Consider the following 23,871-nt stretch of genomic DNA (forward strand, 5'->3'; position numbering starts at 1 on the left):
CGGCATGGGCGCGCGGCACACTCCCGCAGAGGATTCTTCACACCATGATCTTTCAGTCTCCCCTTGAACACCATATCGAAAATGTCTTGATGTTCTGCCATAAGGCGGGGCTGCAGGCCAAGCAGATTTCCGACGCCTCGACGCTATGGGTCAACTATGCCCGTGCTCTCGAGAATCTGCAGGGCCGCAAAATCGATGGTCAATATCAGGCGGTCAACCTCATCGTCGGCCCACACGAAGCCTCGGCTTTCTGCAGGATGTTGTCCTCCGATGCGCTTTCGTTGCTCGACGATAGGAACCAGGATCAGGTCATCAGTCAAACGTGCGATCCCCATGCGCGAGAGAAAGCCGATCTGCTCCTTGCCGCGATGGAATGTCTGGGGGCGCTTTCGCGTCAGCACAAGCACCTGTTCGATCTACTGATCACCGATATTTTTCTGATGCCGTCGCAAGAGGCGCGAGGTGGCAGCACCTCATCGGCCATTGGTGTGATCTGGGCCAATCCGAAGACCAGCTACCGAGTACCCGATATCGTCGAGTTCCTGGTCCATGAACTGACTCACCATGCGTTGTTTATCGATGAACATCGCTACGGACATTACGACTACTCAGTGATTCTCGACCAGGAAACCTGGGCACAATCCGCGTTGCTAAAAACCCCTCGACCGTTGGACAAGGTCATTCACAGCATTATCGTCGCTACCGAGATCATCCTGTTCCGCGAGCAGTGCCTGGGCCATCCTGCGGCTCCTTTAGTGCATCCCCCAACGGCCAAGATCTGCGCGCAAGTCTCTCAATCCGTGGAGTCGGTAGAAAACCAAATCGCCGCGCTGTTGCGCCAAGGCGTGACACCCGTGTCTCCCCGCGTGCGCGACCTGCTTAACCAAGTGCGCGACATTGTGACTTCTGACAGAATAAAAAAATTTCTTCGGCGTAAGCCGCGCTCTATGAAACGCTCGACCTTTCAACCCCGAGCGCGGGTGTTCGCCAACCTGCCCGCCGTCGCCACGATCCTGCTCGTGATCGTGCACCAATCGCTCGTTGCCTCGTCTGCCTACTTCTTGACGCAGACGATCAGCCGATATCAGCAGGATCAGCCGTATGCCACGCCTTTGGTCTTGTATTTCCTGTCGATGATTCTGCCATTTGTTCCTGGGTGTGTATCGTTCATCACGACACAGCACTGGATCAACGCTGTGCACCGCAAGTTTTGCCTTTCCATGGCGCAGGCGGTCTACGGCAAGCTGGAGGCGTACCGCAGCCCCGACCGCAAGGCGGCGTTCGATTCAGCAATTTCGCGCAACGCGTTCTCGACCATCTCCTCCTACATATCATTAGCGCACGACTTTCTTAGTCTTGCGCTTAACAGTCTGCTTAGCATCATTGTCATTGGCGTCATCCTCCCCGCAGAAATCGCGCTGGGCTATGTGATCAGCCTGGTGCTTAGCGGAGGGCTGGTGGCATGCCTCTCCCGGCTCGTCAAACCTTTGTCCATCGACGTTGAACAGCGTTATTCAAACTATGGCGGCACCCTGCACAAAGCGTGGGACAACATGGTGCTAGGCAACAGCTACAACAGCCGCCTGTGGCGCAAGGAGTTCGACGCCAACAGCAATGCCTACTACGCCGCGACGCAGCGCTTGTCGGTCTATAAACAGCTCGGAAATATTGCCATTGCGTTTGCCTCCTTGATCCCGACGGCGTACCTCGTGTACGAGCTACTAGTACGCCAGGGCCCCGAGGCAGGCATTATCGCCGCCATCATTGTTAACCTCACACGTATCTTCCACATCCTGAATTCTTTGAGTGCTCTGGTCTATGAGTGGGTCGAATGGACCTCGGCCACGGCGCGTCTAAGATACCTGTTCGGTTTTCTCAGCCCCATATCTCACGACGGTCTTCCTCGCGCGCCGATTGGCACGATGACCATCAACGACGAGCCCGTCACCGACTACCAGACCGTTTGCGACGCACTAAGCGAACGTCGTTGCGGCCGTTTGACCATACGCGGTGACAATGGCGCGGGGAAGTCCACGCTGCTGCTGGCGATCAAGCAGGCCTTTCCAGAGCAGACGTACCTGCTGCCAGCGGCTTATACACAACTCTGTTGGGAAGCCACGCATAGCAATCTATCCACCGGTCAACGCGCCCGCGCGCTGATCGAAGAACTGCTAACGCAAGACGCGGGGATTCAGTATCTGCTACTGGATGAATGGGATGCGAACCTCGACCAGGAAAACCGCCGCCTGATCGATCAGATGTTGAAAGTAATTAGTAAAGAGAGGGTGGTCGTGGAGGTCAGGCACTAGGCTTGGGCTGTGCGGCTGCAACATTCAATCAACGCTATCTCGCGAGCGCGGAAGGCCAGTAGGCGCCACTTCGTGCTTGTCGAAGTAAAGCACGCGGCTTTCAGCATGGACCAATATGGCATAGCCGTTTATAACGCCATCCTCTTCAGTGACACCCACCACTGATCCTTTCATGCCTCTATAGGGCGAAGTGGTGCCAATCTCCACCTCTTGGAAAAAGCCTAGACGTTCGTTTTTCATCTCTGCGACTTCCTCTGCTCAACGATAGAATTTGGGGGGTGCTTCTTCGGGCAGCACCACACCGAATTAGGTTCCAACTTTACCTTTGGGTGCGGAGCGCAGAAGCGACGGAGCGGAATGAGTCGATCAAATCAGACTTAACGAATCGCGTATCTTGACTCGCGAGGGACTGTTCCTCTCCGGGGTCCATCTGGCTGGCCCGGTCCAAAGGCATTTGCCCTCTGCCGATCCCCTGGCCTTTCCGATCAGATTGCGTTCGCATTTGCCGGAGCCCGTGCCGGAGCGGCCTGTATGATTGGGCGGAGTGAATTCAACGTATCGGACGTGTCCCGCTTGAGCTATGCGATCGCCTCCGTCGCAGTCGTGCTGCTTAATTCCGGCCGCGTGGCTTCATGGCGCATAAAAATCTCGCCTGCGCTGATAGCGCTATAGGTGAGGAAGCTGTTGCTGCCGCTTGCAGCAGTGACCATGGGCATACCCATGCCGAGGCCGCCGGGATCGTGGGCCGGGCGTGCCAGCTTCGGTGGTCTGTCCGGTGGAGCAACCGATTCCAATACTGCGACCGCTGCATTTGCTGTTTGATTGAAATTCGACAGCATTGCGAGCGGCTTACCGCAGGAAGTCGCCTTCGCTAAGCCCTCCGCAACGCTCTTGACAATCGTATAGTGCGACGTGTCGTCTCGATGACCTGCTCCCCGTGATTAGTACGAAATTGTTGTAGAGTCCGTTCATAAAGGAACGGCAATGAAGAAGCGATTCACGGAAGAACAGATCATCGGCGTGCTCAAGGAGGCCGATGCAGGAGCAAAGCCCGCGGAACTGTGTCGCAAGCACGGTATCTCCGAGGCAACGTACTACAACTGGAAGGCGAAGTTCGGTGGCATGACGGTGTCGGACGCTCAGCGGCTCAAGGAGCTGGAGCAGGAGAACAATAGGCTCAAGAAGCTGTTGGCCGAGTCGATGCTGGACAAGGCGGCGCTTCAGGATCTGCTAAGCCGAAAGTAGTCAGCCCGCAGGCCAAGCGCGAGGCGGTCAGGACATTGATGGCCGAGCGCGGCATGGGTGTTACCCGGGCCTGCGGGCTGGTAGGAATTTCGCGTTCGTTGTTTGCCTACGAGAGCACGCGCACAGGCGATGCTGAGCTGACCGAGCGCATGAAAGAGATGGCAGTGGTCAAACGACGCTACGGCTATCGAAGGATCCATGTGCTCTTACGTCGCGAAGGCTGGCAAGCAAATCACAAGCGTGTCTGGCGGCTGTACAGCTTGGCAGGGTTGAGCGTGCGCAAACGCAGGCGTAAGCGCATCGCGGCGACTGAGCGCGTAGTTCGCCCAGCGGCAACTGCGCCGAATCAAAGTTGGTCAATGGACTTTGTGGCCGACGGACTGGCCTATGGTCGCCGGTTCCGTTGTTTGAACATCGTCGATGACTACACTCGCGAATGCCTGGCCATCGAGGTCGATACGTCGTTGCCGGGAGTGCGTGTTGCCAAGGTGCTGCAACGGCTGGCTGAAATGCGTGGCCTGCCGCGTTCTATTACCGTGGACAATGGGCCGGAGTTTGCCGGAAGAGCCTTGGATGCCTGGGCTTACCAAGCCGGCGTAAAGCTGTCGTTTATTCGGCCGGGCAAGCCTGTGGAGAACGCTTATATCGAAAGTTTCAACGGCAAGTTCCGCGACGAATGCCTTAACGAGCATTGGTTCTTGTCCCTGCGACAGGCCAAGGACTTGATCGAGAACTGGCGGGTCGAGTACAACACCGATCGGCCCCACAGTGCGCTCGGATACTTAACCCCGGCGCAATTCGTGCAGGCTCATCAGAAAGAAGGTTTTTTACCCCTGGACTCTATGTCGGTGCCGTACTAAATCCGGGGGCAGGTCACAAGCTCTCTATCCGGAAGTCGCCACCGATGTTGGCCACGATCTGTTCGGCATGACCGGTAGCGCCGCGCAGGGTGGTGTCTCAGCTAAAAGGGAATCGAACCGCGTGGTGTTCCGTGTTTCCCGATTCGGGGTTCAGCATACGGTGTAAGCCCCCTTCATACAGATACGGAAATTACTAGCGCAGTGTGTCCACGCCCTTGCAGAGCAACTGAATGGGGTCATTCCAAGAACAGCTCGATGTCATCAAGTGCGTCTGCTACTCGACCGGAAATAGCATCATCATCTAAACAACCACGCAGAGCTCTAAGGCCCTTGTCTTTATCTAGCTTGTGGCGAATCCGTGCGATATGGCCAAGGCACGTCGCGGCCAGACCGCTAACATCTGGGCTACCGTGACTGAGAAGTTCCGAGCGCTTGTCCTGGGCTAGTCTCCAGTTCGCCTCATAAAAAGCAAGGGCCACCAAGGCATCGCAAATACAAACTTCGTCACCACTCGCGATGTGGGTTCCCTGAACACTTGCGTTAGAGCCTGTACTCGGCGGCTTGTACGTTACCTGCCAGCACAATGCAGCTGCTGTTCTCATTCCCGAATGGCCCCAACATTCACGATCATTTGTCTTACAAAAGCACGACCGTATTAGCTTCTAGCAAGTCGGTTCATCGTTGCATCGAGCGGTCGCAGGCTTGCATCCCAAAATACATCTAAAGGCATAAGCTCGGAGCAATACCAAGCCCAGGCCTTTTAGCTTCTTACCGCCCAACTGCTAGAAGTCAGTCCATCTCTAGAACGGGTTTAATCCATAGTGCTGTAACCCTCTTTTCACTGAAAGATAACAGTGCATCCGTCGAGAATTGAATGAGGTGTACGTTTTCGCCTATCGCGGGATCTCCAATACATATCCAGCCCGACACCTCATCTTTGAACATTCTCCAAAGGCGCGAGCCAGGGAATTCTAATGCCACTCCGGCAATTAGCCCCTCCCCGCATGAACCGACGTATATAGCCCCCGCATCAATCTGCTTCATCGGCAGGCTCTTCAATTCACAGTTCATTAATGGACAGTATCCCCAAGGGTAAAGCAACCGCCCGGTTTCCACGCCAACTTCAATTTGGAGGGTACCCAGCGACAAAGAACAGCATCCTCTATTCCCAGCCATCAATGCTATTTCGTCACGTGCACAATCTACAAAATCTATCGCATACTCCGCTGCCCTGTAGACCAATCGACCAGAGAGAGGTCGCTTGGTCAAGTCGCACGTAAAACTAGCATTACTCATGGTTACTGGCCGCTCTTGAACAGGAAATGCAATACTGTATTCGTATTCGTATCCACTACCAATTCATATGTACCCTTGCTCCCGTTCATAGTCCCTTCAACATCCCATCGTAGAGCGCCCGGAACGCCTCGTGGATCCGTGGATGGCGGCTTAGCATCGATAATCTCTTGCATCAAGGCTCGAGAATCACCATATGGACGTGCCCGGTCTCCGGCCTTATTTAGATCATTCAGGTGATTCTCAACAGTTCTGGTCAGCTTGAGTTCGCTAGCATTTATCCTTGCATGCTTCGCGATCCCCTTAGGACTCCCGACCTTCGAAACATCAAGCACTTTATCTGCTTTAGCATACTGCTGAATCGCTTGAGTACCCTTCTTCATGATGCCACCCACCACCGGCACCACGCCAATAGACGCTAGAAAGCGATTCGCCTCATCTCCGGTCGCCGTCAGCCCCGTCACGAGCTCGTACATCGCGCTAGCACTGGAAACCACAGGCGCGATATCCAGCACGGCCTGCGCGAGCATGTCGGCTTTTTCCTTGGACATTGCCGGGTAATGCCTGAGCATCAGGACGGTTTCGTAGGCTGCTGCCGCCCGGTCGGCGCGGGCGAACTCAGCTTGTAGGCAAGCGTTGTCGCTTGCGCAAGACTCGAGTGCTATGCGGGTCACCTCGGCTTTCAGGCGTGCGACTTTGTCGCGGTGCCGGTAAAGACTGTTGTTCTCGACTTCGATGCGTGCGGCTAACTCGGCAGGCACGGCGGCGGCCGGGTCGATCGCTGCGGCGACACCGGCCACGACGCTGCTGACCAGGTTTGCACGGGCTTGGGCTTCTTCAGGCGACCGCGGCTGAGTTTTGTCTTGCTCCAGTCTGGCTACGAGACTGTTGAGAACTACCCCGGCAAATGCGCCGGCTCCTCCCGCGCCACAAGAGGCGCCTTGCGCAGCGGCACCCGCGCACCCCAAAACGGCATGTAATGCCGCATGGCCTACGGAGCCTTCGCCACCCAAGTGATGACTGAGTTCTTTTATTTCGGCAGCACCCAAGGCCTGCAGATAGTTCACGGCGGCGGCCTGTACGAATTGGCCGGTTCCCCCCATGACGTTGCCACTAGCGGCGCCGAGGATGATAGGCGCCCATCGACTGTGCGTACCTTGCGCCCCCCATTTCGTTTCCAGATCGGCGTATTGCTGAGCAGCCTGAGCACGCTCGGCGTACGACAGCGAGGGATCGTCGGAGCGAGACTTCGCGTTTTCGATCTCCTTCGCCCGATTCTCCAAAAACTGCCCCACCTGCCGGCTCGCCTCTTGTGCGATCTCGAACCCGGCTTCGATCTTCTCCTTGTCGAAGATAGGCCTGAGCGTATTTAACGTATCGGACGTATCCCGATTCAGCGACGCGATGGTCTCCGTCGCGGTCATGCCGGTCAGGTCCTGCTGCGCGGCTTCATTGCGGATAAAGATGTCACCTGCGCTGATAGCGCTATAGGTAATGGAGCTGCTGCTGCCGCTGGCGGCAGCGACCATGGGCATACCCATGCCGAGGCCGCCGGCACCGGTGGAGGCGGACGTGCTTGATTCTTTGGTCGTACCGCCAGCGACTTGGCCGTCTTTCGTGGTGCCCAGGCCAGAATCCTTGGACTTCCCGCCACCAAACCCCACGCCACCACTGACCGACACCTGATGTGCGCTGTAGCGCGCGGTGTTCTTGATATCTTCGGTGACTAGCGTACCGGTGCCGAGTTTGTTTAACTTATCCGCGATTGCCGCGTCGCTGCTGGCGATCACGCCGCCGATAAGACGCGTGTTGTTCTTAACGTCGATCTGAAAGCCACCATCGCCCGCCCACAGGCCGCTTTGCTCGGTGACGGATTCGAAGTCGCTCTTCATCCGGCCCACGCCGAACCCGCCCGCGATGCTGTTGCCGACGCAGGATGGCGGAAGACACAGGCTTATCTCGATGTCGCCGTTACGTGTCTTGGATGCGTAGCGGCTCTTGTCTTGCAAGCTCTCTATCCGCAAGTCGCCGCCGATGTTGGCCACGATCTGTTCGGCATGGCCGGTAGCGCCGCGCAGGGCGGTATCGCCACCGGACTGCAGGCGTAGGGTCTCGCCTGCTGTGACGTGGCTATGGGTCCAGGTTTCTTCCTTACCATGCTCTGTGCCGCGCGCTATCGAGGCACCCAACTCGAGGGTAAGGCCGGTGGTCTGGCCTGTGGAGTAACCGATACCAATACTGCCGCCGCTGTCCTTGCTACTCGACTGAAACTCAGCGGCGTTGCGGGCCGCTTGTAGCAATAGATCGCCTTCGGCCATCAGCGATACGTTACGGCCGGCCAAAAGCGTGGAACCAATGATGCTGATGTCGGAGCGTGGACCGGCGCCTTCGGCCATGAGATTGACATCGCGACCGGCTGCCATGGCCGAACCCACTGCGGAGGTCGCCGCGCTGTCGTACCGACTGCTGCTTTTGTTAGACCCGAGACTTAGCTTGACGCTGACGCCGCCGACTTTGGCTATGTCAGATGCGTTTTCTGCACTGGCTGCCTCTTTGACGGCGTCGTAGGCGTTGGCTGCGGCCAACGCGGTGGTGCCTGCGGCGAGGCCCTGCATGACAGGGTTTTCTGTCCTGCTGGCGGCGTCGGCCATGCGCGCGCCGGTCTGCATGGCACTGACGACGGGATTGCTGGCCGTCAGGGTCAGACCAGATTGCCGCAGTTCGTGGCGCTCGCGATCCAGCGCGCTTTCCTGGGCCGCGCCGATATGGATGTGCTGGGCGTTCAGATTGATATCACCGCGTGGCGCGATAATGCGGCCGGCGGTGACGTTGACGTCGCGACCGGCATGGATGTGCACATCGCCTTCAACGCTGCCAAGGGTGCCAGCCGTGTGATAGACCTCTTGGCTGTCCACCGAATCAGTCTGTTTGCGCGAACCATAGCTGAGTCCGCCCATCGCACCGAAACCGGTTTTCCGAACACGCTCGTAGTGGCTGCTGTCGGCAGTGTTGCGGCCCGGTATGAGATTGACATTGCGCTCGGCGGACAAGATCAGATCGCCTTGCGTGCCCAATGTTGAACCAGCGACATCGAGGTCACGGCCGGCCACCAGGATGGCGGCATCGGCGGTGAAGGTCGTGGCTTGCGCACGTGACCATTCGACCGAGAGTATCGAATGCTCTGTCTTGCGAGAGAGGAACTTCCGCGTTTTGGAATACCGCTCATCGCGAGCTGCACCGGTGGCCTCGCCTGCCGTGAGCCGGATGTCACGGCCTGCACCTACCGAAAGGGTCGCGCCGGCGGCGACTTCGGAAGCACGGACATTGACATCCCGCCCCGCTAGCAAGCTGAGATCCTCGCCTACTGCTAGGCCGCTACCGATCTCGGAACCGATACGGAACTCGGCGCTATTGCGTCTACCAAAGGCGTAGGATTCTCTGTGTGCCTGCGTCACCGTGCCGAGTTCAATGTCGCGGCCGGCTTGCAGGCCGGCGCTTCCTTTGGCGTTGACGGACGCTGCGGTCAGACGAATATCCTGGCCAGCGTTGATTTGCAGCGTCTCGGCCTGAACTTGCGATACACCGGCTAGATCACGACCGGCCGTCTGGCCATGATGGTAATCGCTGGTGGTCGAGGTCAAAGCAATGTCGCGGTCGGCCGTCAGCGTGACGTTTCCGCCTTTGATCAACGCCGCGATATTCGCGATGCTGTCTCGCGCTGTCAGGTCGATAGAGCCGCCATGAATGCTGCCTCCTGAACGGTTCACGATGGTGTCGGCGGCGATGACGGTGGCGCGGCGGGCACCGATGCTGCCGGTGTTGGTGATTTCACCCTCCGCGAAGAGGTTGACGGTGTCGCCGGCCATCAGGGTGCCGTCGGTCTTGAGGTCGCCATCGCGCACGATGAGATAAACCTGAGGAACGAGCACGTGGTCGATGGTGCCATCGCGTAGCGTGATGGGCTGCTCGACCAGCCAGATCAGATCGGTGGTCAGGTGGCGCATCTGCTCCGCAGAAAGCGATGCCCCTAGTTTGAGGTCATGTTCAGCGGCGAACTCGGCACCTGCAGCCATGAGGTCCAGGAATTGCTGAGTGGCGTTCAGATAGTTATCCAGATAGCGTTGACCGGTGGCCGCGTATATCTGGTCTCGTACGAGCTTCTGCTCGTAGAAGCCGTCGCCCAGGCGTTTGGGTTGGCCCGCCGGGGTGAGGAAACGAGCCCCCGCCGGAGCCAGCGCGCCCCAGCCTCCGGCGGCTGCGCCATGCAAGAGCACGGCGCTATCCGCCGCGGGCACGGATACGCCGATGCGCACGCCATCCGAATTCAGATCGACATCTATGGGCGAGACGGTATGCGGATTCAGACCCACGGGTGGCGTCCAGATATCCAGCGGCCCCTCCTTGTCGATGCCAGAAGGTTTAATTACGCGGTCTGCGCCGCGCCAGTCGGCCAGCAGGCGCAGTAAATAATCGCTGGAAACGACCGGTCGCTCGCCGATGAATTCAGGGTCCGTCTTGACCCGATGCAAGGCCTGTGGCTCACGCGAGACGACAAAGAGTTGGCTATCCGGTAGGAGAGCAGGAGGTGGAGTCGTCAGGACAAAGGCCCCATTGTCCAATGCCACCCGCTTGACCTCGAGCGCTCGCTCGGCTGCGTCAGGAGTACTAGCGCCTGGCTTTTCCCGTGTGCTTACTGATTGATAGCCCGCCGCCATAAAAACTGGCAGTTCGATGGGTGTCACGCTGGTTTGACCGGTATAGGGCTGCGCGGCGTCGTATTTGCGTTTGTCTTTTTTCTCGTAGGTACGCTGTACGGTACCCTGCTGTTCGACGCGTCTTTCGCCCGTCGCACCAATATTTTGAAGTTGTCCCAAGACGTTCAGCGCGCCGCCCGCCAAGATGCGGCTTTTATCGTTGAGGACATTGCCTCGCAGGACCGCATCGCCACCGATAGCGATGAGCGCCGGATCGGAGGACACCATGCGACTTTCGGATACAGTCTCGTCGACGCGATAGATGTGAAAATTCTTCACCATACGCCCGTCAAAGTTGGCGTTGAAGGCGAAGATGCGTCTGTTGAGTTCCTCATACGGCGCGACGTAGGAGGCAAGCGCGGCCTCGTAGGCCTGCTGGCGTGCACGCTGATCATCACAACTGCGACGGCTCCAGCACGGCTGCTTTTCCACCGGCTTCTCCGGCCGTGGGCCAGAGGGCGGAACAACGTCGAACACTGCCCAGATGCGCGCATCGGGCGAGTAGAAGAACTTTTCCGCCGTCATGGTGCATTCGCTTTCGGCATCGTTGATGATGCAGCGACGCCGAGGGGCCGAGTATGCCGGCCAGATAGGAGCAGTTACTCCGCGCTCACCACGGCCGCCGCGCGCATAATCGAACGGGGGCCCGTAGCGGTGTTCGGGGTATGTGGCCGAGGGCAATAACAGGCGCCGCTCCTGGTCATCCTTGAGCCAAGCCGGGTCTTTGCTACAGCTTGCAGTGACAAGATCGCATAGCCAGGTCGTGGCACCGTCATACATGTCGGTCGAATGCTCTGGCCGGTAGTAGATCTTGGGGGTGGAACTCCGATACACCACCTCACTGGCGAAATTCCGATTCAGATTCTGCAGATGCGCGGCCGCGATATCGGCCTTGCCCCCTGCCTCGATCGTCGACCATTGATTAATCAGGTTGTCCGTCAAACCATACGGATGCCCGTTTTCATCAAGTTGCCGCCCGATACGCATGTCGTCAGCGGCATAGATAAACGCATGATTTCGGTTCCCCAGCAGACGCGCCACGCCGAGGTCCAGGCTGCCGCGCGACGCGATCACTGGCGAAGCCCCGTCGTTCTCGAGTACGTCTGTTTGGATGGAGACGCGGTCGCCGTAGATACGGCCGCGCTGGCTTATCTCCTGCGCGTGAAGTTTCGTCACCACGCCATCGATCAAACCATCGTTTATCAGATCCTGGTTCACAACGATGGTGTTATGACGCTGAGCGATGACTTTGCCCGATGGGCCGTTGAGCAAACGATCCGCTCGCATCGTGATGTCCCGTCCGGCGGAGACCTTGGCATGATTCTCGAAACGACGTGAGACCGTCAGCCCCAGATCGCGGTTGGCCGTCAGGGGATGCGAAAGCGTCAAGTCGCCGTTGATGGTCACGAACAGGTCCGCAACGGACTGGATAGCACCCAACCCCAGCAGGCGATCCAGTGTCAGTCGGAGCTGTTCATCAGCAAACATCTGGCCATCGGAATTGTGTAGCGAGGACGCGTGGACCACAGCAGCGTGTTGGCTCGACATCACACCATGGGTGTTGTCGATATCCTTTGCCGTGGTGACGGTCAGCGTATCGACAGCCAACATAGCGCCGTGCCGATTGTCGATGCTGTCCGTCGTGATGTTGAGCGCGCGCCCGAGCAATCCGTATTGCGACGGGATCTGGTCGGCGGTGTCGCGGTTGTCGACAAACAGCGCACGCAGATCCAAGACATCCCACCCTTGCATCAGACCGCGCTGATTAACCACGTCGTTGGGGGTCTGGACGATGAGATGGCGTGCGGCGAACGTGCCACGTGGATTCAAGATGCGGCTCGCTGCGACGGTGGCGGAATGATTAACCGAGATAACGCTGGCCGTGTTGTCTAACGGTCCGCTCAGGTTGATTGACGCATCGTCGCTGGAAGATAGCCGACTGTTTTGATTGCTCAGGTCGCCGCCCGCGATATCGACACTGCCGCCCGACAAGGTCGCGCCACGCGTATTGATGGACGCTGTACCGCGTAATGCGAGCCGCGCCGCCGATGACACAGTGCCATTTTCCAGATCCAGCGAGTCGCCGGTAAAAGTCAGATCGTGCCCGGATTGACTGAGTCCGCTGTGATAAATCGCTGGCGAGGTCACGGCCAGAGCGGCTTGCATGCCGACTGCGCTGTCGACTTCAGCGGCGGCAGCGAATTTACCGGACTGGTAGAGCTTGCGGCCCGCGTGGACAGTCAAATTTCCCTCCGAACGCGCCAGGCCGGTATTACGCAATACCTCGTCGGCGAACAGCCTGACGCTGGCTTTGCCGTATGCGGTGCCTGCGTTGGTCAGATTCTTTGCTTCCAGAGACAGCGATGCGCCAGACTCCACGTGACTTTGCTTTTCCAGAGTCATGTCCGCAGCCGCGGTCGCGGTCAGGTCGCCGGCTTGCGCCAGCACTAAACCACTCAGTGCGGCACGCCGGGCGGCATTCAATGTGACGTCATGCCCGGCGGTAGTCGTGCCGGCGGCCTCGATATTCTGGCCCGCGTCAACACGAATTAAGCTGCCGGCCTGCTGGACGGAGCGCGCGGGCAATACCACACTGCCTCGTGTCGCGCTTAAATGCAGCCTCCCCTGGGGCGCGAGAAGATGGCCTGGACTGCTCAGCGTATCTCCTGTGCTGAGCATCACGGCATTGGAGGCTTGCATCCGCCCACGCATCGTGGTGTTACCGCGCACGCTGGCCATCAACATGTCCTCGGCTTTGAATGCGCCCGATGCATCCACCAATAAATCGCCGGTGGCCACTCTAAAGCGACCAGCAGACGTGGCATTGCCGCTCGCGTGGGCGATGCGGGAGACGGCCCACATCATGTCCTCGAGGGACACCAGCGTGCCGTCAAGCAGCAGGCCTGCCCCGCTTGCGATCGTCATGCCGCGTCCCTGCGTGCTGCTGCCGGCAGTCATGTTGATCTCATTCAGACCAGATATGGCCAGCACACTTTCCGCGAGCACATTGCCCGCAACGTGTACGCGTCCCCTGGCATCGATCGACATGACGCTACCGCTCGATACCTCACCGTCTAGATGCATGTCCTGGACGGTCAATGTCATTGGACCGTCGGCATCGAGATACGCTGTCTGACGCGTGGCGAGCTGAGCGCCCGAGGACACGTCCAAGGCACCCGCCGTATGCACGTGCCCATCCACAGTGGCCGCCCGCGCGGCTTGCGCAGTGAGGCCGGCGCGCGACTGAAGCTCGCCCGAGATGAGCAGATCGCGCCCGGTATAAACGGACACAGGGCCCGCAGCCCAGGCGTAGCCTTGCTCCGCGATGGTGAGGTCTGCGCTAGCCGTCAGGTCCAGCTCTTCCTTCGCAGTCGTCGAGCCGCTCAGTGTCATGGCGCCAAGCGCGTCCAACCGAACCGCGCGCTCGCCGTGCAGGGTGCCTTCAAGCCACATGTCTTCGCCAGCATCGGCCGTCACGCGACCGGTGGCGTTGACTCGCGCGGGGGCCGCCAGCCTCATATCGCGGGCCGCGGACAGATCCAGGGCGCCCTGCGTGTCGAGCTCGTTGGCAATCGTCGCGTCTCGTCCGGCCGCCAAATCTACTCTGCCCGGCGAATCCATTTTGCCCCGCGCATGGAGGTCGCGTGCTGCATGCGCCACGATGCGTCGACCATAGGTTTTGCTCGCACCGCCAAAGCGCATATCGGTGGCGGTCTCTAGATACAGCGCACCGCCCCGAGCGATAGCCCTGCCTTTCAAGCGCAGGGTGTCGCCCGCATCCAGGCGCAGCCCGGATTGACTACGCGCTATGCCAGCCAGGGTTAGCGGGCCACCCGCGTCGAACCACATGAGAGCGCCTGACGTCCAGCGGGATGCAACATCCGACCGGACATCGCCCAGGGCAGTAAACAAAAGATAAGCATCGGCATGCAATCGGCCGTTGATCTCGGCATCCTGTATGACGTGTATCGTCAGGTTGGACTGCGACGAGATTGAGCCCATGGCGTCAAATGCGCCGCCGGCCTTCACGTTAATCGGCCCCTCAGCTGCGATCTTGCCCGTCAGAGAGGTCGCGCCGCCCGCGGAGAATGACGCCGGGCCGGACACATTTATTTCCCCCTCAGCCCTGAGATCACGTGTCGCCACTGCCGCGACGCGGCGGCCATAAGTGTGGCTCGCCTTGCCTAAAGTCACGTCGGTCTCGGCGTCCAGCCGCAACAGGCCTTCAACCGAAGTCGCGTTTCCGGCTACTCGCAGTTGTTTTCCCGAGGCCACCGTCACATCCGATGTGCCGCGCAACGTGCCCGCCGTCACAATCGGGCCGGCGGAGTCGATACGCAACGCGCCCTTCGATGTCCATCGTGACCCCGAAAGCAGATCCACACCGTCTTGCGCCGTCATTGTCGAGGTGCCATCCGCGTCGAGCTGCCCGAGGACTGTGGCATCCTGTCGAGCACGCATGGTCAGGTTCGACCGGGACGTGACCGACCCGGCCACGTCCAGCGAGCCTTTCGTGTCGATGAGGATGGATTCGAACGCCGACACATCGCCGTGCTGGCCGATGGCGAGATCTTCATTGGCCAGAAGGTCGAGTGCGCCGTACGCAGCATTGGCCACGCCGTCCACCGACATGGACGCGCCCGCGTCCATCAGCACACCGCGGTCACCGCGTAACGTACCCGCTACATCGATGTCGCCTCCGGTTTCCAGATTCGCCCGTTTTTTTGCTACGACATCGCCGCTCTCATCGAAACGAACCGATCGATGAGCGCCCAAGTCGAACGCGCCATCCGTGCGGACACGCCCGCCTACCGTCGCATCTCGCTTGGCCGTGATCGTGGCGTCTCCGTGCGATGCGATCACCCCGTCGATCCTCGCATCTCGCCCGGCGCGTGCCACAATTTTCGGACCTTGTATCTGGCTATCTCGCCGCAGAGACAGATCATTGGCGCTTGTTAAACGCACCAGTCCATCGCCCTGGAATTCGCCGTCCAGCTGTAGATCGTGCCGGCCATGCGCTTCCAACGCTGCATGAGTCAAACCCTTCCCGGCCCAGTAAATATCATGAGCTTTCAGCGTCATGTCACCCTGGGCCTGCACCCGTGCCGCTGCGCTCACGTCCAGCGTGCTACCCGCGGACATGAGCAAGGAATCTCCGGCATAGAGGTGCCCCCGCAACAGGGGTCGCGGCGCCAACTGCACCGCCGACGCAGTCTCCGACTGGCTCGCGTTGTACCCGATCAACTCGGTGCTTTCCCAGCCGCCGGCGCGACCGTCTCCTATCAAAAGCCGGGGTGCACCTACGGCGGAATCCGTACCTGTGGCCCTCGGCGTCGAAGGACCCAGCGTCTTGCGCTGCTCGGACGACGAAACGATTATGTCCCGACCTGCGCTTAACACGATGCCGGCTAACGCGCTGGTTTCACCCTCGAAGCGCACATCACGCCCCGCCTGCACCGACAGACCGCCAGCTGACGTCAAGCGCCCGCCTGCGCGGACGTCTCTGCACGCTCGCATGGCGACGCCACGGCCTTGCGTTTCTCCCTTCTCCCCAAGCGTCAGGTCGTGCCCGGCCGTCATGTTCAGGCCACCCAGCGCAAGAGCGTTGCCGTTGACGCGCAAGTCCTCATCGGCCGAGAGCGTCAGGCGTCCGTTCGTGCGCGCGAAGCCAGCGACGGACATCGACTTCTTCGCGGTGAGGCTGAACGTCCCCCCCGAATCCAATCGGGACAGCGGACGGGTCGCTAGGTGACCATCGGCGCTTGCCTTGAATGTCCCGTCCGCATGCATGTGACCGCCTAACGACGCGTTCTTTTTGGCATGTAGCGTCAGGTCAGTCGTGGATGAAACCGTGCCTGCGGTACGCAGTTCGCCTAGCGACCGCAAGTTAAGCCTGCCGCCCGCCACGACGAAGGACTGGGGAGCTATCGTCAAGGATTCATCAGCTTCGAGATTAAGCGGCCCCAACGTAGACGAAACCAGACCCCCCACATTTAGCGCATTCCCCGCCGTCAGCATCGTGACACCTTGACCTCGCACGGCGCCTCTTACGTCGAGATCTTGATCCGCTGCCAGCGTCAAACTGCCGCCAGCGCTCAGTTGCCCCCGCTGGTCAACCACAATGGAATTCGGAGCGGTTACGCTCAAATCGCCAGCGGCCCCGAAAGGCCCGTCCAACCAAGCGTCCCGGCCTGCCTGCGCTGTCACAGGTCCGACCGAGCCCAGTGCGCCAGACGCTTTAAGGTCGCGCGTCGCCGTCATCTGGATGTCATTGCCTTGGACATGACTGGCGGCGCCCAACGCCACATCTTTTCCGCCCGTCATGCGCAACACGCCGTTTTCAGCCAAGGCGCTGCCGTCCACGCTCAGATCCCAATCTGTGTTCAGCGTGATATCCGCAGATTGCAATGTCCCGGCCAGCCGCATGTCCGCGCCTGCGCCCAAATTCATCTCCTTGCCCGCATGCAAGATGGCGCCATGATCCGCACTCATCGCTCGCGCGGCATTAACCTGCAAATTGCCAGCCGTAGTGACTTGGCCCGGCAATACCGCATCGTCACCCGCTTTCAGCAATATTGGTCCTGTGCTGGAAATCACGCCCGCTGTGGCGAGTTTGATGGCCGATGGCGAGGCGTCGTCGGCGGCAGAGCATGCGCCCTGCTGCTCGGCGGCTGGCGGCGTTTGCGACTCCGTCTCGCTCACTGTTTCAAATCGCAAGCTGCCGCCCGAGGATGCCGTCACGTCGCCATCGCTGAGGACTAACCGGTTACGGGCCGTCAAGTTCCGGCCCGCGATCAACTGCACAGCGGCCTGCGACATCACGCCCGCCTGAGCGCCCATCGACAAGTCGCCGTCCGCCAGGATGTCCAGGCCTGCGCCGCTGCTTGCAAGGCCATAGACCGAAGCATCACGCCCTGCGGCGAGCTTTAACGTGTTTACGGTCGTCGCGTTACCGTGCATGGCCAGATCGCGTCCGGCATGCAGATGCGCGTTGCCCGCGGCTTGCGCGGTGCCGCCGGGCTGGATGGTGAGATCGCCCGCCGCGTTTACATGCAGGTCGCCCGTCATGGCGATCAGGTTGCCAGCGATATTGACGCCCACGCCGGCCTCGGTGCCGATCAGCCGGATGCTATTGGCGTACATGCCCCCCAAAGCCCCTGTGTCCAGGGCGAACGGAGGTGCTGCGCCCTCGCCGGGGCGCGTTTGGACGGCCCCCGTCACATCGTCCACCTGAGACGGGCCGGCGATCACATTCAGTCGCTGCGCCCAAATGCCGGCGTTGACTTCCAGTGACCGGGCGATCAGATCGACCTGGTTGAGGTCAGCACCTAACAATCCGTTGCCTGCCACAGCAATGTAGCCCGTCGCCACGTCGAAGCGCAGGGTGCCGTCAGGCCCGACGATCGGCCGGCCGGTGGTAAGCGTCGCGTGATCCGAGTTCAAGAACCCACAGCCGCTACAGGTGATGCCGGCAGGATTAGCCACGATGACACGCGCGCGTCCCCCGGCGACCTCCAAAACGCCGAGCAGTTGCGAGGGATTGGGCGCGGTGACCTGATTCAGGATGGTGGTCGCTCGCTGATTGCCCAGCATGGGATTGCCGCTGATTCTCCCGGCCAACTGTGTCTGACTTGCACCACCGCTATTGTTCAACACCACACCGCCAGGCCCGACGTTGAATTGCGTGTATCGATTGTCCGATACGCCATCCGCCGACGGCGGTGCAATGTGAACGACGGGGACACCGTTCTGTAGAACGACCACCGGCTTTTGTCCGGGCACACCCTTGTCCACCGAGATCGGCAACGTCTGCGCCATGACGGGCGTCCACACCTGAGTGCAGAGGATGAGCCAGACAACGAATGAGCGCAGCTTTGACATGCTTACCTCGTAACGCAGGTTTTTATTGAGACTTGCCCGCACGCCGATCGGCCACCGGGCATATCCCATGAACGCGATGGATCTGGCGAGTTGAGGTGATACTCAGAACTCGAAGATCACTGCCAGCGAATAAACGGTAGGCGCCGTCTTCAATGCCTGCGGCTTTTTCAAGGGCCAACCGGCCGAGAGGTCATAACCCGCAGTGACATACGGCAAAGTCCATCGTCCCCGCACGCCGATCGCCGTGCCAACCAAGGTCCGTTCAGTGAGATACTGGGATGAAGCGCCCCCACGCGGCCGGCATCCAGCGCGGCGTATAGCTGATGCCCCGGCGTGCGAAGCAGCCGATCGAGGTTGAACGACAAGTCATTGCGCAGATACCATCCGTCTTCACCAGCCAGCGTCATCTGGCCGTCAAAACCGCGCACGGTGTATCGATTGCCGATGTTGAAATAATCGGCGGGAATGATCGCTGTCTTGGCGTGTTGGATCTGCCAATTGGCTTGATAGGCAAGCGCTTGTTCGCCCCATCGAAAAGGCAAATAGAGACCGGCACGGGCGGTCAGGATCGTGCTTTGACCATTCCAGTCCGGGTCGCCAAATACAAAGCCCGGCCGATCGGAAAACTGTGGCATCGTGCCGCGCACGCCGCCGCCGATATCCAGCACCGCCCGCCCCACATAGTGGCGATGGCCCACATTGAACTCGTATCCCGTGATATCCCGACGTTGCACGTCGATCGCCACATCATTAAGCGCACTGGATGTGCGCTTGCGCACCACGGCCAACGAGGCGCTGCCCTTATATGAGGGTCCGCGATACGGTACGACGGACACACCGGCTTGCCATTGCTTGGTGCTACCGCTGTAGATAAGCGGTTCATCAAACCCCGGCAGCGTCTGCCGATACGTCGACTTGCCCGCGCCCGCGAAAAACATCCAGTACCCGAACGGGATGCTGTAATTGATCGACCCGGCACGCGTGTTGGAATCGTGATCGCGCCATCCGGCATTGCTACTCCACGACACGGACAACTGGTCATACAGAAATAGCGGGGAATCCAACGTCAAGCCGGCATAGACTTGCTCTCTGCCTATGCTCTGCATGCCCGAGTTATCGCCTCCAACGTAGCCATGCCAGCGCTTGCCCGTGCCGGGACGAATATGGATATCCGACTCACCTAGCCCCGCACCCGGAACCACATCGATGCTGGCATCGGCCTGCCCGCTAAGCCGGCGCATATTCTCCAGCGCCTGATCCAGATCCCGCTGATTCAAGTTGCCACCGGGCCCGGTCGGCACGACGGTACGCCACCAACCGATAGTGGGGTCGCCCTCGACCGCTGAGATGCGTCCAGGCAGATAACGCAATATCAGGCGTCCGTCGCGCAAGGACTGCTCTGGAATCAGCACCCGGGCAGTGATCTGCCCGCGTTCGATCAAAATGGCAGTCAAGCGCTGTTGCAACATCTGCAGACCTCGCCCTCCCACGCAAGTCCCGGTGCTCACCTCTGCCTGACGGCGCAATTGCGCCGGCGGGGAATCACCGTCCCACAGCACTTCCCGTATTTCGAAACAAGGGGATTCTTGCGGCAGCCGCAGCACCTCTGAGCCAGTCACTGGCGCGTCCGGATCCGAGAGCACATCGGGCCGCTGCACGGCACGTTCACGTTGCAATTCGAGCTGCTGATCTTGGCGGCGCTGGATGTCAGCGGCATGATCCGCGGCCTCGGTCGCCAGTGACTGAGCCCTCAAAGGATGAGCAAGACACGTGATCCCGATCAGGCAAATAGAAAGAAATGAGAACCGCAAGAACGGGAGTTTGAGCACGAAACGGGGATGCTAAAGAGGAGGTTTGACCTGCACGATCGAAAAGCCCGCGAAGAGAATTGCAAGGATCAGGCGTGGCTTTGGCAGCCAGAACGTGCACGGAATATGAGGGCAAAAAATTATCATGAGCGTGCCGCGATTTCGATTGGCATCGGTCTGATATTGCCGCTGCTCGCGCCATGGGACAGAGTCTCGTCGCGCCGCACCCGCCCCTGCCGACACACATCCGATGACCCATCTCAGACCAGCCCTACTGAGACCTACAAAACCCCTGTTGCCCCCGCCTGCAATCGAGGCGATCCGCCCACGGTAAAATCCCCTTTTTTCGACCCGAGCGCACAAGCGCCCTTCGAGGTATCCCCCATGTCTTCCCCCAAAGTCGGCTTTGTCAGCCTCGGCTGTCCTAAAGCCTTGGTCGACTCTGAACGCATCCTCACGCAACTGCGCACCGAGGGTTATCAAGTCACGCCCGAATACAACGACGCCGACGTGGTTGTCGTAAACACCTGTGGCTTTATCGATAGCGCCAAGGCCGAGTCGCTCGAGGCCATCGGCGAGGCGATCGCGGAAAACGGCAAAGTCATCGTGACGGGCTGCATGGGCGTTGAAGAATCCGTCATTCGAGAGGTGCACCCCAGCGTGCTGGCCGTGACCGGCCCGCAGCAATACGAGGATGTCGTTCGCGCCGTCCACCAAGCCGCGCCGCCCAAGGCCGATCACAACCCCTACATCGACCTGGTTCCCCCTCAAGGCATCAAACTGACCCCGCGTCACTACGCCTATCTAAAGATCTCCGAAGGCTGTAATCACCGTTGCAGCTTCTGCATCATCCCGTCGATGCGTGGCGATCTGGTCAGCCGCCCCGTGGGCGATGTGTTGAGCGAAGCCGAACGCCTGGTTAAAGCCGGCGTAAAAGAACTGCTCGTCATCTCGCAAGACACCAGCGCCTATGGCGTGGACGTGAAATACCGCAGCGGCTTCTGGAACGGCCGTCCGGTGAAAACGCGCATGACCGAACTCTGTTCGGCCTTGTCCGAGCTAGGCGTATGGACGCGCCTGCATTACGTCTATCCCTATCCGCATGTGGACGAAGTCATCCCGCTGATGACCGAGGGCAAACTCCTGCCTTATCTGGACATCCCGTTCCAACATGCGAGCCCCCGCATTCTGAAGGCCATGAAGCGCCCGGCGTTCGAAGACAAAACGCTGGCGCGCATCAAGCGTTGGCGCGAGGAATGCCCGGACCTGACGCTGCGTTCGACCTTCATTGTGGGCTTCCCCGGCGAAACGGAAGAAGACTTTCAATACCTGTTGGACTGGATGAGCGAGGCGCAATTGGATCGCGTCGGCTGTTTCCAGTATTCGCCGGTCAACGGCGCGCCAGCCAATGCGCTTGCCGATCCGGTGCCCGACGAGGTCAAGCAGGAACGTTGGGAACGCTTCATGGAACATCAGCAAGCGATCTCCGCCGCGCGTCTGCAAAACCGCATCGGTCGCGAGATCGATGTGCTGATCGACGAAGTCGATGAGGACGGCGCCATAGGCCGCTCGAGCGCCGATGCGCCCGAGATCGACGGCAATGTATATGTCAGCGCCGAACGCCAACTGCGCCCGGGAGAACTGGTGCGCGTGCGGGTCACCGACGCTGACGAGTACGATCTGCACGGCGACCTGATCTAAACCCGCCCCCACTCCACCACATGCGCGGGCGCTCCTGGCGAGCGCCCGCGCATGCCCGTTTGCCCCCCCCGACACGCGAGAAAACCGGCCGCCACGCGGCCAAACTGCCATTTGCGTAAACTAAGAGATTAGGAAGAGGGCTTTCTGCACGATTGGAAAGTCCGTTCATTGTCTTTTCAACGCTATGACAATCAAAAATCTCTGTGTCTATTGCGGCTCGAACGCCGGCAACCGTCCCGACTATATCGAAGCCGCCCGCGCGCTGGCGCGCGAGATGGTCCGCCGCGATATCGGACTGGTCTACGGCGGCGCCAGCGTAGGCATCATGGGCGCGGTGGCCGATGCGGTGCTGGCCGAGGGCGGCCGGGCCGTCGGGATCATTCCCGAAAGTCTGATGCGCAAGGAAATCGGGCACCGCGAGCTGACCGAGCTGCACATCGTCGGCTCCATGCACGAACGCAAGACCATGATGGCCGAGCGTTCGGACGGCTTTATTGCCCTGCCAGGCGGCGCGGGCACGCTGGAAGAACTATTCGAGACGTGGACCTGGGCACAGCTCGGTATGCACCAAAAGCCCTGCGGCATGCTGAACATCGCCGGGTATTACGATCAATTGGCCGGCTTCCTCGACCACGCGGTGCAAGAGTCATTCATACGCGCCGAGCACCGCGCCATGCTCATCGTCGAACAACAACCCGCCACTCTGCTGGATCGCTATGCCGCTTACACGCCGCCTACGGTCTCGAAATGGATAGACCAAGGCGAGCATTAATCGGACTGCTCTGCCCATCCTTATCGATTATGTCCATCGCCTCCGCCTCCTCACCCACCACCGCATCCGTCATGCGGAACTACCTGCACGCCAAGGACGAGAATCGCCCATTCTTTATGACGCGTGCCTTTGCGTCCGACGCCTCGTTGAAAATGACGTTGCGCACGGCCGCCATCGCTTTTCCTCCGCATGCCCATGGCCGCGAGGCCATTACCGAAACCTTGGTCAGAACGTTCGGACAGACCTACGAGAACGTCTACACGTTTTATCTGGACCATCCCGGCGAGCAAGCCCTGCTGGAGGACTACGCATGCGACTGGTTCGTCGCCATGAACGAGAAAGCCAGCGGGCGCGTTCGCATCGGCTGCGGGCGCTATGACTGGACATTCCAGCGCGAACCGCATCTCGCAACCAGCCTGGTCATCACAATCGAAACCATGCTGGACCTGCCGGCCGACACCGGGCCCTCTGTCTTTGGCTGGATCACCACCCTGCCCTATCCCTGGACGGATGCAGAGCGCGTAGTGCAGACGGCGCCCCCTATCGAGGCCATGGCCCCGGTCATGCAATGGCTGCGCCGCGGACACGTTACCGACCCGGTAGGCAGCACCGCGTGAAATACGACCTGGTCGCCTTCGACTTTGATGGGACCTTGGCCAATACGCTGCCCTGGTTCGAGTCCATCATGGACGAGGTGGCCGAGAAATACGGGTTTCGCAAAGCCAACGCGGAGGAACGCGCTCAGCTGCGATACCGCAGCGCCCACGAAATCCTGGCGTTTCTGGGCGTGCCGATCTGGAAGCTTCCCTCCATCATGGCGCATGTGCGCAGAAAAATGCACGACGTCGCACCCGATGTGCGGCTATTTGACGGCATACCCGAGGCACTGACCCAACTGCGCGCGGCGGGACTGCGTATGACGGTGCTCAGTTCCAACTCGCAGGCAAACGTGCAGCGTGTGCTGGGTCCGCAAGCCTCGTCGTGGTTCGATGATTACGAGTGTGGCACGGACATGTTCGGCAAGGCCTCCAAGCTACGACGCCTGCTTGCCCGTTACCGCCTGGCGCCGCAACGGTGCTTGCTTGTCGGTGATGAGATGCGCGATATTGATGCGGCGCGCAAAGCGGGGGTAAACGTGGCGTCCGTGGCCTGGGGTTATAACCATGTCGATGCCTTGCGCGCGCACGGACCCGACGAGCTCATTCTGACCGTTGCTGATCTGCCGGCCAGACTCATCTAGAGGAAACC

Annotated in this window: 11 protein-coding genes; 6 read left to right on the forward strand and 5 right to left on the reverse strand. The window is 59.9% G+C overall.

What is annotated here, in order from left to right:
• Positions 1-44: 44 nt before the first annotated feature.
• Positions 45-2,309, forward strand: a complete 2,265-nt coding sequence (locus GOQ28_RS10440; RefSeq protein WP_160356383.1) for an aKG-HExxH-type peptide beta-hydroxylase — start codon at positions 45-47, stop codon at positions 2,307-2,309.
• Positions 2,310-2,333: 24 nt separating this feature from the next.
• On the opposite strand, the gene GOQ28_RS10445 is transcribed toward GOQ28_RS10440, so the two are convergent.
• Together GOQ28_RS10445 and GOQ28_RS10450 are read right to left on the reverse strand one after the other, a co-directional pair.
• Entirely contained in the window at positions 2,334-2,549 is a 216-nt protein-coding gene (locus tag GOQ28_RS10445) for a hypothetical protein (protein WP_160356384.1), read from the reverse strand.
• A gap of 338 nt (positions 2,550-2,887) precedes the next feature.
• Entirely contained in the window at positions 2,888-3,148 is a 261-nt protein-coding gene (locus tag GOQ28_RS10450; protein WP_160356385.1) for a hypothetical protein, read from the reverse strand.
• 145 nt (positions 3,149-3,293) lie between these two features.
• Between GOQ28_RS10450 and GOQ28_RS10460 the strand changes: the two genes are divergently transcribed.
• Positions 3,294-4,414, forward strand: a protein-coding gene (locus tag GOQ28_RS10460) for an IS3 family transposase (protein WP_442862096.1) whose coding sequence is annotated in 2 segments (ribosomal slippage) — positions 3,294-3,534 and positions 3,534-4,414 — 1,122 coding nt in all. Because the reading frame shifts where the segments join, the coding sequence is not laid out codon by codon here.
• A gap of 13 nt (positions 4,415-4,427) precedes the next feature.
• Here the strand turns inward: GOQ28_RS10460 and GOQ28_RS18795 are convergent.
• The 3 genes from GOQ28_RS18795 to GOQ28_RS10470 all read right to left on the reverse strand — a co-directional run bounded on the left by GOQ28_RS18795 (position 4,428) and on the right by GOQ28_RS10470 (position 20,096).
• Entirely contained in the window at positions 4,428-4,502 is a 75-nt protein-coding gene (locus tag GOQ28_RS18795) for a hypothetical protein (protein WP_442862097.1), read from the reverse strand.
• Positions 4,503-5,712: 1,210 nt separating this feature from the next.
• Positions 5,713-18,342, reverse strand: a complete 12,630-nt coding sequence (locus GOQ28_RS10465) for a hemagglutinin repeat-containing protein (RefSeq protein ID WP_160356387.1) — start codon at positions 18,340-18,342, stop codon at positions 5,713-5,715.
• Positions 18,343-18,509: 167 nt separating this feature from the next.
• Positions 18,510-20,096 (reverse strand): ShlB/FhaC/HecB family hemolysin secretion/activation protein, encoded by a 1,587-nt coding sequence (locus tag GOQ28_RS10470; RefSeq protein ID WP_236844302.1) that lies wholly within the window; start codon positions 20,094-20,096, stop codon positions 18,510-18,512.
• A 438-nt stretch (positions 20,097-20,534) separates the two neighbouring features.
• On the opposite strand from GOQ28_RS10470, the gene rimO reads away from it, so the two are divergent.
• The 4 genes from rimO to GOQ28_RS10490 all read left to right on the forward strand — a co-directional run bounded on the left by rimO (position 20,535) and on the right by GOQ28_RS10490 (position 23,863).
• Entirely contained in the window at positions 20,535-21,851 is a 1,317-nt protein-coding gene (gene rimO, locus GOQ28_RS10475; protein ID WP_160356388.1) for a 30S ribosomal protein S12 methylthiotransferase RimO, read from the forward strand.
• Positions 21,852-22,035: 184 nt separating this feature from the next.
• Positions 22,036-22,623, forward strand: a complete 588-nt coding sequence (locus GOQ28_RS10480; protein ID WP_160356389.1) for a TIGR00730 family Rossman fold protein — start codon at positions 22,036-22,038, stop codon at positions 22,621-22,623.
• A gap of 29 nt (positions 22,624-22,652) precedes the next feature.
• Positions 22,653-23,240, forward strand: a complete 588-nt coding sequence (locus tag GOQ28_RS10485) for a hypothetical protein (RefSeq protein WP_202109689.1) — start codon at positions 22,653-22,655, stop codon at positions 23,238-23,240.
• Positions 23,237-23,863, forward strand: coding sequence for an HAD-IA family hydrolase (locus tag GOQ28_RS10490; protein WP_160349894.1), 627 nt, complete (start codon positions 23,237-23,239; stop codon positions 23,861-23,863). Before GOQ28_RS10485 ends, GOQ28_RS10490 begins: the two co-directional genes overlap by 4 nt.
• Positions 23,864-23,871: the final 8 nt, after the last annotated feature.

The sequence above is a fragment of the Bordetella sp. 02P26C-1 genome (assembly GCF_009763255.1).
GTDB lineage: Bacteria > Pseudomonadota > Gammaproteobacteria > Burkholderiales > Burkholderiaceae_B > Bordetella_A.

Excerpts from the sequence above, each read along its gene's own strand:
- GOQ28_RS10440 (WP_160356383.1), top strand. The coding sequence starts at position 45 with ATGATCTTTCAGTCTCCCCTTGAACACCATATCGAAAATGTCTTGATG.
- GOQ28_RS10445 (WP_160356384.1), bottom strand. The coding sequence starts at position 2,549 with ATGAAAAACGAACGTCTAGGCTTTTTCCAAGAGGTGGAGATTGGCACC.
- GOQ28_RS10450 (WP_160356385.1), bottom strand. The coding sequence starts at position 3,148 with ATGCTGTCGAATTTCAATCAAACAGCAAATGCAGCGGTCGCAGTATTG.
- GOQ28_RS10465 (WP_160356387.1), bottom strand. The coding sequence starts at position 18,342 with ATGTCAAAGCTGCGCTCATTCGTTGTCTGGCTCATCCTCTGCACTCAG.
- rimO (WP_160356388.1), top strand. The coding sequence starts at position 20,535 with ATGTCTTCCCCCAAAGTCGGCTTTGTCAGCCTCGGCTGTCCTAAAGCC.
- GOQ28_RS10480 (WP_160356389.1), top strand. The coding sequence starts at position 22,036 with ATGACAATCAAAAATCTCTGTGTCTATTGCGGCTCGAACGCCGGCAAC.
- GOQ28_RS10485 (WP_202109689.1), top strand. The coding sequence starts at position 22,653 with ATGTCCATCGCCTCCGCCTCCTCACCCACCACCGCATCCGTCATGCGG.